The 11,766-nt window shown below is 45.2% G+C and carries 10 protein-coding genes; 4 read left to right on the forward strand and 6 right to left on the reverse strand.

Annotated features, from left to right (window positions below):
* Nucleotides 1-23 precede the first annotated feature (23 nt).
* On the forward strand, nt 24-665 hold the full coding sequence (locus tag RID09_RS16115; protein WP_446336941.1) for a flavin prenyltransferase UbiX: 642 nt from the start codon (nt 24-26) through the stop codon (nt 663-665).
* Between the two features lie 361 nt (nt 666-1,026).
* Here RID09_RS16115 and RID09_RS16120 read toward each other — a convergent pair whose 3' ends face one another.
* Nucleotides 1,027-2,955, reverse strand: coding sequence for a CHASE2 domain-containing protein (locus tag RID09_RS16120; protein WP_446336942.1), 1,929 nt, complete (start codon nt 2,953-2,955; stop codon nt 1,027-1,029).
* A 340-nt stretch (nt 2,956-3,295) separates the two neighbouring features.
* Here RID09_RS16120 and RID09_RS16125 point away from each other — a divergent pair, with 340 nt between their 5' ends.
* Nucleotides 3,296-3,772, forward strand: coding sequence for a DUF1643 domain-containing protein (locus RID09_RS16125; RefSeq protein ID WP_446336943.1), 477 nt, complete (start codon nt 3,296-3,298; stop codon nt 3,770-3,772).
* Between the two features lie 64 nt (nt 3,773-3,836).
* Here RID09_RS16125 and RID09_RS16130 read toward each other — a convergent pair whose 3' ends face one another.
* From RID09_RS16130 to RID09_RS16150, 5 genes are all read right to left on the reverse strand, one after another.
* A complete protein-coding gene (locus RID09_RS16130) occupies nt 3,837-4,715 on the reverse strand; it encodes a MazG nucleotide pyrophosphohydrolase domain-containing protein (protein ID WP_446336944.1) in 879 nt (292 codons plus the stop codon).
* A 29-nt stretch (nt 4,716-4,744) separates the two neighbouring features.
* A complete protein-coding gene (locus tag RID09_RS16135) occupies nt 4,745-5,854 on the reverse strand; it encodes a nucleotide kinase domain-containing protein (protein WP_446336945.1) in 1,110 nt (369 codons plus the stop codon).
* 135 nt (nt 5,855-5,989) lie between these two features.
* Nucleotides 5,990-7,297 (reverse strand): tetratricopeptide repeat protein, encoded by a 1,308-nt coding sequence (locus tag RID09_RS16140; protein ID WP_446336946.1) that lies wholly within the window; start codon nt 7,295-7,297, stop codon nt 5,990-5,992.
* A gap of 121 nt (nt 7,298-7,418) precedes the next feature.
* A complete protein-coding gene (locus RID09_RS16145; RefSeq protein WP_446336947.1) occupies nt 7,419-7,901 on the reverse strand; it encodes a DUF3368 domain-containing protein in 483 nt (160 codons plus the stop codon).
* Entirely contained in the window at nt 7,901-8,182 is a 282-nt protein-coding gene (locus RID09_RS16150) for a UPF0175 family protein (RefSeq protein ID WP_446336948.1), read from the reverse strand. Before RID09_RS16150 ends, RID09_RS16145 begins: the two co-directional genes overlap by 1 nt.
* 533 nt (nt 8,183-8,715) lie before the next feature.
* Between RID09_RS16150 and RID09_RS16155 the strand changes: the two genes are divergently transcribed.
* A complete protein-coding gene (locus tag RID09_RS16155) occupies nt 8,716-10,215 on the forward strand; it encodes a folate/biopterin family MFS transporter (protein ID WP_446336949.1) in 1,500 nt (499 codons plus the stop codon).
* Between the two features lie 18 nt (nt 10,216-10,233).
* On the forward strand, nt 10,234-11,715 hold the full coding sequence (locus RID09_RS16160; RefSeq protein ID WP_446336950.1) for a carotenoid oxygenase family protein: 1,482 nt from the start codon (nt 10,234-10,236) through the stop codon (nt 11,713-11,715).
* Nucleotides 11,716-11,766: the final 51 nt, after the last annotated feature.

Genomic DNA, 11,766 nt, shown 5'->3' on the forward strand with positions numbered 1-11,766 from the left:
CAACTATCTTCCGTTAAAATCGCGTGTCTTCAACCAATCCCCAAACATTTCCCTTAATCCTCGGTATTACTGGTGCTTCTGGCTTAATCTATGCAGTACGTGCCGTGAAATTTCTCTTAGAAGCCGACTATACCATCGAACTCGTGGCATCAAAATCAGCTTATATGGTTTGGCAAGCGGAACAAAACACCCGTATGCCTCCAGAACCTGAACAGCAGGAACAATTCTGGCGTCAGCAAGCCGATGTACCCAAAAAAGGCAAGCTAATTTGTCATCGCTGGGGAGATGTGGGTGCAACCATTGCCAGTGGTTCATTCCGAACGTTGGGAATGGTGATTATTCCCTGTAGTATGAGTACTGTGGCAAAAATTGCTAATGGTTTGAGTTCGGATTTATTGGAACGGTCAGCCGATGTGCAGTTAAAAGAAGGGCGTCAACTGATAATCGTACCCCGTGAAACCCCATTCAGCTTAATTCACCTGCGTAACCTCACCACCCTAGCCGAAGCTGGGGTAAAGATTGTGCCAGCAATTCCCGCCTGGTATCATAATCCTCAAACCATTGAAGATTTAGTGGATTTTGTTGTAGCGCGTACCTTTGATCAACTGAATATTGACTGTGTTCCCCTAACGCGATGGCAAGGCGGTTTTCGGGAAAAATTTTGACCCTTCACGACCCTCGATGGCATGATTTGTAGGGGCGGGTTTCACAATTATCGTTTCTTACCTTACCCAAATGTAACTAAACCCGCCCTAACCAAGTCACGGCGATTAAAATCGCTGCTACACAAACAAAGTCCGCCTACGCGGACTGAATTTTAATGGCGGTAGTCAATCTGAATTTAGCATTAGCTAGGCGTCTAATCGATTGCGTTTAATCTAATTCAGCTCTAACATTTGAACTCCCTTGTATACTCTGCACTCCTACTCTGAGACGAAGGGTATTGACTTAAGGCTGGTGGGCAATGCCCACCCTACGGTATATTAAGGGTTTCGGCGATGTAAAAATGCTTATTGCAGTGCCATTCTACTCTGATACCGTGGTTCGTGCCAAAACGCGATAAACATTCACCGTTTGCTGTTTCCCCTTCAAAGCTAAAGGTCCCCAGGATTCAACCTCAAACTCCCCTTGCAGTTGATCCAGCGTCTGTTGACCAATGAGAATCCGACAGGGAGTCGGTTGACGATGTTTCTCACAACTCTCTAGCCGGGAAGCAATATTAACACTATCGCCAATAACTCCATATTCTAAGCGGTCTTTCCCCCCCAAACTGCCCACCACAACTGGACCTGTAAAAATGCCAATCCGCATTTCAATCACAGGTAAACCTCGGCGTTGCCAATCCCGGTTCATCTGTTCGAGGCGATCGCTAATCGCTAAAGCACAGTCTACCGCCGCTTTCGCATCTTCGGCGACTTCGGTTCTGTGGAGACGAGACATGGGGACACCAAACGCTACCATCACCCCATCACCGGTAAACTTATTCACAATCCCCTGACGCTGGAGGACTTCACGAGTCACTACTCCCAGAATTTCATTTAACCACTCCAACAACGCCTCTGGGGTCATTTTTTCCGATATGGTGCTGAAATCTTTGATATCAGCAAAGAACATCGTGGCGGTGAGGCGAATCCCCGGTAACTTCCCAGATTTTAGCAAGCGATCGCGACCTTGCCAAAGAGCTTGAGCCACTTCCGGAGAGGTATTCTGTCCCAACAGCTTCATCACAATCTGCTGCTGTTGATGGGCTTCATAGGAACGATGGGTAACAAAAATTGCCACCGTTAACACAAATCCTGATGCTGGCGCTGCAAACGGAACCCAGCCACCTTGGGTAAGTAGGTAAAAACAAGCACTGGATAACACCCCCAAACTACCCGTTACCCCAATAATTAACGCCAGAGGATGATACGTCACCCGCCCCAATATCCCACCAATTGCAATCCAGCCAATAATCCACAGGATGTCCTCCTGTTGGGACCAAAACCAGAATAAAGAGCGTTCACCCGTCGCCGCATCCAGGAATTGACTAACCATTTGAGCCTGCATTAAAACCCCAGACATTTTCGGGTTTTCGTCTAAAACGGGACTAAAGGGTGTGGCGAATAAGTCTTTGAGACTGGGTGCTGTTGAACCAATAATCACAATCTTATCCTGCACCCAACTCGGATCAACCTTTCCCGCTAAAACATCGCTCAGAGAAACCTGTCGCGCCACCTGATTAGGGGAGCGATAATTGAGTAAGATTTGGAACCCTCTAGTATCTACCTTTTGATATCCCCCCGCATCTTCTGTTAAGGGTGACAATACAGCCTCACCAAGCTGGGGAATGTCTGGGTTATTGGGACTAGCTTCCAGTTCAATCCCACGGGGTTCTAGATAAGTAAGTGCCAGAAGCAGGGAAAATGAGAAAAGCACGCCGCTTTCATTCTCCGCCAAATATAAATTGCGACGAACCACATCATCCGGGTCAAGGGGTATATCATTAAAACCGATGCGTTCCGGTGATACCTCTGGTGGCGGTGGGGTTCCGGCGCGGATATCGATATTTTGAATGGCAATTAAATTCGGTTTTTGCAGTTGTTCCACTAACTGCTGATGACCCGGTTCCACGGGAAGATTGCGATATAAATCTAGACCAATAACGGCGGGGTCAGCGGCTTGCAATCGCCGTAAAACCCGTGCTAAAACCTGATCTGAGATGGGCCACTGGTTTTGATTTTCTAGGTCTTCTTCTGTAATCGCGACAACTAAGATCCGGGGGTCAGGTTCAGTTTCCAGAGGTAGTAGGCGGACAAACTGATCATACGCCGCCAGTTCTAGCGGTTCTAGTCCACCCAAGTGTCGCACGCCCAGAAGGGTAATGATCACAGCAATGGTTGAAACTCCCACGACTCGCAGATGTGCCAAATCGGGTAACGCAGTACGAACCGTTCGAGGGATGCGAAAAACCATAAAAATAGATCTCTGAGCGTCTCAGAAGCCGCTGGACAGCTATGGAGAGATTACTCGAACCCGAAGATGCCTTTAATTTGTCCAACTGACTGTAGCAGCCAACCCCTTCCCGCATTATGCCACTTTTCTGGATAGGGGGTGATACCTCAGTTATAGCCGTTTTCAGTTGGATAGGTACATCTAAACTGAGTTTGATACAAGAAGCTGCTTCACAAAAGAATAAAACTTTCAGGCGATAAGTGGCAACGATAGAATAAGGCTTTCAGATTGATGCTGAACTCAGGTTATATTTGAGCAATAGTAAACGGAAATTTTTCTGGCGCGTTCAGGTGGAACAACGATGAGAAAAGATGCGGTGATAGACTCCACAGGATGCTACCGCTACTCGCTATTGCGGGAATGGAACCCTAATTCTCGAAAGGTTGCTTTTATTATGCTTAATCCAAGTCGTGCGGATGCGACTACTGATGACCCTACCCTGCGTCGCTGCATCAGTTTCGCTCAATCTTGGGGTTATGGTTCGCTTGAAGTAGTCAACCTATTTGGTTACCGAGCTACAAAACCAGCAGACCTGATCAAGGTAAAAGACCCCGTAGGATCAGAAAATGATCGCTATCTTCAAGAGGCTGTTAAACGAGGAAATAGAACTATTTTAGCTTGGGGTAATCGGGGCATTTTGAGGAACCGTTGTAGAGAGGTTCTCGATTTGCTAACTGACTGTGATCCACTCTACTGCTTGGGAATTACTAAGATAGGTTGTCCACGCCATCCACTTTATGTTAAAAGCAACACAGAGTTGTCCATTTATCCATCTTGAATAAACTTACAAATATTTATTATTATACTGTTTTTGATTATATGTGCTTAATCAAGTCAGTATCTCAATTGAATTGATAAATGATAGAGCGTTCATCAAGGTCTACAACAACCTTCCCACCCCGGTTTTTTTCGACCTGTCGCCAAACTTCATAGCCATTCAGAATGGCTTTTTCCCAATTACCAAGCGAACACTGAGAAACTTCTAAATGTGAGGTCATATTTTTGATAGTTTTCAGGAGTTGGTAATCAAGAGTTGAAACGGCTTCTAAAAATTGGTGATCTTTGGCATAGCTAAACACAAGAGCTGATATACCTTCCTCTATGGCTATTGCACGACCGCCATCTTCAACTTCGTCAATACCGGAATCGCTTTTTCGTTTAAGTTTAAGGTTACTACGAATGACTGGAGACCATCCTAAAACTGCGGCGTATGATAAATGAAAAATGTCGTGAAAGCGGTAGCCATCACTTGAGTAGGAGTTATCAGTGAGGTCATTCCCAATCTGTTTTTCATTGATAAATGCTTTCATCTTCACTGAACTATTTTCACTTACCTCTGTAATTTCGACCTCAAACTGACGTGGTAAGCGCTCATGTTCTGGAAAATTATTGTCGAATATGTAAACACCTGTTTGGACTAAATTTTTCCATCCCCAGCGATCGCGACATTTTTTGAGATTACCTTCCGCAATTTGTTCCAAATTAAGCTCGAACTTGCTAGACACATTTGCAATATACCACAATAGATCGCCCAACTCTTCTGCAACACGCTCTTTAAAAAGCTTATGGGCTTCGCCATCGCGAAGGTACTTTTTGTACTCACTGAGCAACTCACCTGCTTCACCAACTAAGCCCATTAGAGGTATAGTTATTCCATTTCCTGTCTGGCTGGGAACTTGGTCGGTCTCTTGCGCTTGTTCTTGATATTCGCGAAAATCCATTATCCGCTCCTTGAGATTCTAAAATGAAACTAAGTATCAGCTTTTGTTGTTTTGTATTCTTCAATAGCCGGGTTAATTCCCCACTTGGGAGGATACCAGTAATCTAAGGTTTGTCCTTTACCAGAATACTTCTGCTTGATCCGAGTTCGACCTGATATTCCGAAAATATCGGGATGTTTCATCCGAGCATATTTATCGACTTCACAAAATAGATTTTGGCAATCAATTAATTGTAGTTTTCTTCCCCATAGGGACTGAAAATTTAGTCCTAATCGCTCAAACTCGGACTCTTGCATTTCTGCCATAAGCTTGATAATTCCTTGCTCATTGAAATTACCGAGATCAGTAAAGCATTTACGAATACCATCTAGTGCTCCCGGTCCAGGAATTACAAATTCCATCTCACTGAAATTCGTAATTTCGCTATAGTTCACATCAGTAATGAACTGATATGCTAAGAAATCACCGATGGTTGGATATTCACGCAGTAAATCGAATCCTTGCTGCATATTCTTAGCATCGGCAAGCTTTTTGGGCAACTCATTAGCCATCATCTGCTCGATTAGCTGGAGATGATTACGGTGTTTTGCCGTATGTCCGAAGTTTGTTCTTCCTGATGGCATGATGTATGCCGCAGAATAGATGGTTTGACCTGACTGAATGGCATCTTTGAGAACTTGGTCATAGCGTTCAAAGGAATATTCATCGTAAATAATGGAACCAAGTTTGTTCTCCAAAAGCTGCCACGTTTCGATCTTATTGAATATTTTGAAGAGGATAACTCTAAAGAACACCTCGTTAGATGATGACGGAAGGTCATCTCGATAGATGATATTACGGATTAAATACTGGCTTACACGATCTGATGCACGGTAGGCATTGGTAAACTTATATGTCGAAATAATTCGATCATCAGTCCAAGGTATCGGTGCATTTTTCAGCTTTTTGAAAAATATTTTTTGCCGTTCAGCAGCGAATCGCCAGTAAGTATTGAATACAATAGTAGGCTTGACAGGCAGAATGTGTGAAATCATGTCTGGTGCAGAGCTTCTGTCGTCGCCATACTCACCAAAATCAAGACTTAGTTGTTTGTTTTGTTCGACGTTTTCAGTAACGTTTTTCTGACGTTGGATGCCCATACTATATTTTATGCGTTATCTGTTTGTAAGTTGTTGCAGCAAGCGTTGTAAAGCCACCTTTTTTAGCATAATGAGGCTATTATCTGACTTAGTAATGGTGTTGAGCTTGGCTACACCGACGAAGCAATGTTTAACTTAGCGATCGCGCTCTAAATCATCGATTACCTTTTGCAGATACCAATTCTCCGGCATCCCCGGATATTTTTTCTTAGCTATTTCAATCAAACGGGCAGCAACATCCCAGTATCCACCCACCATCCGCAGGAGTTGTTGTTGTAACTCTCGATCCACCCGCGCATTCGACCAAATTTGTCGTTCTTGATTGATAAAAATATCCTTCCGATTCAGTTTAGCGGAGCGTTTTTTAATCTCAGCTTCAGCCTTTGCTATTTGCTGCTTCTGCTGATTTAATGCCTGATGATACTTCTGCCAATCCTGTTTCTCAAAATACAGATTCGCCGCTTGTTGATAATCATCCGCCGCGCCTTGGTAATCTTGAAAATCAGCACGCGCCGCCGCCCGATGATAATAAATTTGTGGATCATTGGGCTGAATCGTCAACCCTCGCGAATAGTCCTCAATTCCTTGGCGATAATCGCCCAGTTTTGAGTAAGCTTGACCCCGACAGACGTAAAATTGAGAATTTTCTGGTTGTATCTCAAGTAACTGGGTAAAATCATCGATCGCGCCCCGATAGTCCCCCAGTTCAATGCGAACCCGCCCCCGATAGTGACGAACTTGGATATCCTGGGGATCGAGCTGCATGGCTCGACCGAGATCTTGCATCGCTCCTTGTAAATTCCTCAATTTACTGCGAATAATTCCGCGATAGCAATAGGCTCTAGCATCATTGGGCGCAACTTGCAACAGCCACTGACAATCCTCTAAGGCTTCCCGATAGTTCCCCCGTTCTAGCTTGGTGATAACCTGAGTCAGATATTTCTGCGTCTCGGCTGCACTCGCCGCCTGGATTTGCGCTGCCTGAATTTGTTTGATACTCTCTAGGCAATTCTGGCAATTGTCTTTATCCTTCTGTTCCAGGTACAGTTTTGCGGCTTGTTTAAAAGATGCGATCGCGTCTTTCATTTTCCCCAGCCGACGGTAGGCTGTACCTTGCAGCTTATAAGCCGCCCCGTGATTACTATCAATCTGGAGAACCTGTTGAGCATCCTCCAGGGAAGCTTGAGCATCTCCCTGCGCCAATTGAGCCAAACTGCGCCCCAAATAACTATCGAGATGTTCAGGATTCACCTGTAGCGCCTGAGAATAGTCTGCGATCGCACCTTGCCAATCCCCCAAATCAAAGCGAGCCAATCCCCGTTTGTAGTAAGCATCGGCAAATTCCGGATTAATCTGCAACGCTTGCTCAAACTCCTGAATCGCTCCCTCTAAATCGCCCTGTTGCGCCTTCTGTCGCCCTCGATCGTAAAATTCATGCTCCATTGCCCACGTCCAACTCGTTTATGCGATCGCCAGTTGTCTTGTCAATCATCATAACCTCATTAGCGATCGCGTTTCCATTTGAGCCGTTAACACAGCAACGGAATAAATACAGATATTTTCTCTATTCAATAGACTGATATCGCGATAGCAGCGTTTCAATTAAAATTGGTGAAGCCCGAAATGTCGTCTGCTGTAAACGCTCAATCGCCACAGAAAACGTAATCAATTTTCGCTGTGCAGCAACCCCCAAAACACCGAGCAATCCAATCACATTTAAACCACGCTGCAAAGCCATCTGCCGTGCATCCCGATCATCTAAAATAATCAAATTAGCCCCAATTTTTTCAGCTAGAGTAATCGCTTCTTGCTCGCCTAAGTCTAATTCAATTAGCTCAACATTGGGTTGATGATCAATTCGTTGAACCTTTAGCCAAGCCGGAGGTTGATTTATCCAGCTTTGAACAGGTTCAGGTGCTTGAGGTGCAGATAACTCATGGAGTACAGCATGAGGAATGATCACCTGATCATAGAGTTGAGGCAACAAATCAATTAAGTCAATCAACACCAGATAGCATAACGGTGAAGTATCTGATACAACTGCCATTAACTTTCTGGTGTCTCCTGAGTCATTAGTTTTTTCATCGTTAACAAATCCTGCTCAAAATCAGTTTCATCATAATGTAAATAGGCTCCTGCTTGTTTGAGAAAACTATCCACCTCATAACGCGAAGAGAGGTTTAGCATTCTTCCGACTTGCGCCGAAGTAATCACTCCCTGACGGTAAGCTTCAATAGCTAAACACTCCACGACTTTTCCAGGAACGTTATTCCACTTCTCCTGAATTGTGTTGACAATTTCATCGGGTAAATGGATGGTAATTTGCACAGAACTTCCTCCAGTTTCTCAAGTTTGGCTTAGGCGACAACGTGGAATCCTCGACTCGACAAGCTGTCAGTAGTGAGGACTTTAGTCCTCTCATGGCGCTAAAGTCCTCACTACAAACTCAGTGCGATCGCCAGTTGTATTTGTCACTAATCATAACCTCATCACCTATCGCTCTATTGTCAATCTGGGAAAAGAACCATCAAATATGAGTGTGATTATATGCAGAAGCTTTAGATTTATCATGATTTTAAAGTCACTATGAGGTTTGTTTCATTGCTCAAACAAAGCTTTTGTGATAACAAAATATTAATCCTTGGTTTCAGCGATTGATTCGCCACAGATACAAAATCCGCAGCGGATACCTCACTCATCCAAGTAAGCGTTTCCAGCTAGATTGCCCTTTTGTCAGCTTCTCTTGTTCTGATACTGCGATGCAGACAACGCCATCGACGAGAGCGATCGCCCATAGACAGATGAAGTAAACCCGATTCGGCGTGTAATATATAAAAAGAGATAATTCTTAAAAAAAGTTCATGATTGTTTCCGCCTCTGGCTTCGATCGCTTTAAACAAGCAATCAAAAATAAAGTCTTTTTTGGCAATGAACCCACTCCGGAGTTGATTGCCATCCTCATCGTCTACTTTGTCCAAGGTATCCTAGGGCTAGCCCGTTTAGCGATTAGCTTTTTCCTCAAAGATGAACTGGGTTTGAGTCCAGCCCAAGTCGCAGCGCTGCTGGGGATTGCCGCCTTACCCTGGGTAATTAAACCCCTATTTGGCTTTCTGTCCGACGGACTCCCCTTATTTGGCTATCGCCGCCGCCCCTATCTAGTCCTGTCGGGCTTGATGGGAACAGCCGCCTGGTTAAGTTTGGCAACAGTAGTCGATACAGCTTGGGCTGCAACCCTTGCCATTCTCCTAAGTTCCCTATCCGTAGCCATTAGTGATGTCATCGTAGACTCGCTAGTGGTGGAACGGGCAAGGCGGGAATCCCTCAGCGACTCCGGTTCCCTGCAATCCCTAACTTGGGGTACCTCTGCCCTAGGGGGATTGATTACGGCTTATCTGAGTGGTTGGCTACTGGAAGCGTTCAATACACAAACTGTTTTTGGCATCACCGCCACCTTTCCCCTACTCGTCTGTGGCGTGGCGTGGTTAATTGCTGAAGAATCCGTCAGTTCCAGGATGAACATCGCCACCGTCACCCAGCAAATCAAGCAACTGCGCCATGCGGTTACCCAAAAAGCAATTTGGTTACCCACCGCGTTTATCTTTCTGTGGCAAGCCACACCCACAGCCGATTCAGCTTTTTTCTTCTTCTCCACCAATGAACTAGGATTTGAGCCGGAATTTTTAGGGCGGGTGCGTTTAGTCACCAGTTTGGCGTCTCTGGTGGGTATCTGGCTATTTCAACGCTTTTTAAAGGGCATTCCCTTCCGCACGATTATGGGATGGACAACCGTGCTGTCGGCTGTTTTGGGAATGAGTGCCTTAATTCTAGTTACCCATGCGAATCGAACCTTAGGCATTGATGATCACTGGTTTAGCTTAGGGGACAGTCTAATTCTGACGGTGATGGGGCAGATTGCGTTTATGCCTGTACTCGTGCTTTCAGCAAGACTTTGCCCGTCCGGGGTAGAAGCCACCTTATTTGCCCTGCTGATGTCTGTATGGAATTTGGCAGGACTACTATCTCACGAATTTGGCGCGTTATTAACCCATTGGTTAGGGGTGACAGAACATAACTTTGATCGTCTGTGGTTATTAGTCACGATTACGAACCTCTCTAGCTTATTACCATTGCCCTTCTTAGGTTGGTTACCGACGAGTGATCCGCAAGCTGAAATCAAATCCGAAACCGAATCAAAATCATTACCGCCAGCAGAAGTATTTGAACATCATACGTCGGGTTCTCTATTAGAACAGCCATTCCTACCCGACGTCATGCCAGAGTTTATCCGGGTTTGTAGTGAGGACTTTAGTCCTCTTGTCAAAAGCGCTAAAGCGCCTACTACAAACAAACAACACGATTAAATAATGAGGGAATAAACGATGATTGCAACAGAACAATTTTTAGAATCAAAGTCTTCACTATCCTATGACCGCGAAGGATGGAAACGGGGGTATCAATCGCAACCGAATGAATATGATTACTGGATTGAGGATATTGAAGGAGAAATTCCGCCAGCGCTGAATGGCACGTTGTTTCGCAATGGTCCAGGTTTACTCGATATCAACGGTCAACCACTGCATCACCCCTTTGATGGCGATGGTATGATATGCGCGATCGCCTTTAATCAAGGTCGTGTCCATTTCCGCAATCGCTTTGTCCGTACTGAAGGCTTTCTTAAAGAACAAGAAGCCGGAAAAATGCTGTATCGCGGTGTTTTTGGTACGCAAAAGCCCGGAGGGTGGCTGGCAAATGCCTTTGATATTGATATCAAAAATATCGCCAACACAAATGTGATTTACTGGGGCGGTAAACTGTTAGCCCTTTGGGAAGCGGCGGAACCCTATCGGTTAGACCCCAAAACCTTAGACACCCTAGGGAAAGACACTCTAGATGGTATTTTGGCAGAGGGCGAGGCGTTTGGCGCCCATCCTTGGATTGACCCAAGCTGTAACCAAGATGGGGGTGCGTCTTGTTTAGTGAATTTTGCGATTAAACCGGGTTTTTCCACCAAAATTACCATTTATGAATTAGATGAAGCTGGCACATTAAAACGTGGTAAGTGTCACACAGTTCCGGGTTTTGCTTTTATCCATGACTTTGCAATTACACCCAATTACTGCATCTTTTTCCAAAATCCTGTCACCTATAATCCCTTTCCTTTCCTGTTGGGATTAAAAGGGGCGGGTCAATGTGTAGATTTTCAACCCAACGCACCGACTCGGATTTTAGTGATTCCCCGTCATGGCAATAAACAAATGCAAGTCTTGGAATCTGAAGCTGGGTTTATTTTTCACCATGGGAATGCCTTTGAGCAAGGGGAGCAAATTTGTGTGGATTCTATCTGCTATGAGTCTTTAACTCAAGTGGACTCGGAGATAGATTATCGGGACGTGGATTTTGATGCGATCGCGCCGGGACAACTGTTTCGGTTTACACTGAATTTAGCGGATGCTACGGTACAACGACAGCGACTATTAGAACGTTCCTGTGAGTTTCCCTGTGTTCATCCCGATCACGTTGGACGCCCTTACCGTTATGTATACATGGGCGTGGCTCATAATCCCACAGGCAATGCTCCACTGCAAGCGATCGCTAAGTTTGATGTTACGACAGGAGAGGAACAAATTTGGAGTGCAGCCCCCCATGGCTTTGTCAGTGAACCGATTTTTGTTCCCCATCCTGAAGCGAACCGAGAAGATGAGGGTTGGGTGTTAACCTTGGTCTATGATTCGAGTCACCATCGCTCTGATGTGGTGATTTTGGACAGTCGAGATTTGAGAGTTGGCGCGATCGCACGACTGCATCTGAAGCATCATATTCCTTACGGATTGCATGGAAGCTGGACTTCCACAGTCTTTTAACAAGAATATGACTCGCGCCCGCCCTCATGGATTTGTGTAGGGGCGGGTTTC

The organism is Coleofasciculus sp. G1-WW12-02 (genome assembly GCF_040219735.1).
GTDB lineage: Bacteria > Cyanobacteriota > Cyanobacteriia > Cyanobacteriales > Coleofasciculaceae > Coleofasciculus.

Excerpts from the sequence above, each read along its gene's own strand:
- RID09_RS16120 (WP_446336942.1), bottom strand. The coding sequence starts at position 2,955 with ATGGTTTTTCGCATCCCTCGAACGGTTCGTACTGCGTTACCCGATTTG.
- RID09_RS16125 (WP_446336943.1), top strand. The coding sequence starts at position 3,296 with ATGAGAAAAGATGCGGTGATAGACTCCACAGGATGCTACCGCTACTCG.
- RID09_RS16130 (WP_446336944.1), bottom strand. The coding sequence starts at position 4,715 with ATGGATTTTCGCGAATATCAAGAACAAGCGCAAGAGACCGACCAAGTT.
- RID09_RS16135 (WP_446336945.1), bottom strand. The coding sequence starts at position 5,854 with ATGGGCATCCAACGTCAGAAAAACGTTACTGAAAACGTCGAACAAAAC.
- RID09_RS16140 (WP_446336946.1), bottom strand. The coding sequence starts at position 7,297 with ATGGAGCATGAATTTTACGATCGAGGGCGACAGAAGGCGCAACAGGGC.
- RID09_RS16145 (WP_446336947.1), bottom strand. The coding sequence starts at position 7,901 with ATGGCAGTTGTATCAGATACTTCACCGTTATGCTATCTGGTGTTGATT.
- RID09_RS16155 (WP_446336949.1), top strand. The coding sequence starts at position 8,716 with ATGATTGTTTCCGCCTCTGGCTTCGATCGCTTTAAACAAGCAATCAAA.
- RID09_RS16160 (WP_446336950.1), top strand. The coding sequence starts at position 10,234 with ATGATTGCAACAGAACAATTTTTAGAATCAAAGTCTTCACTATCCTAT.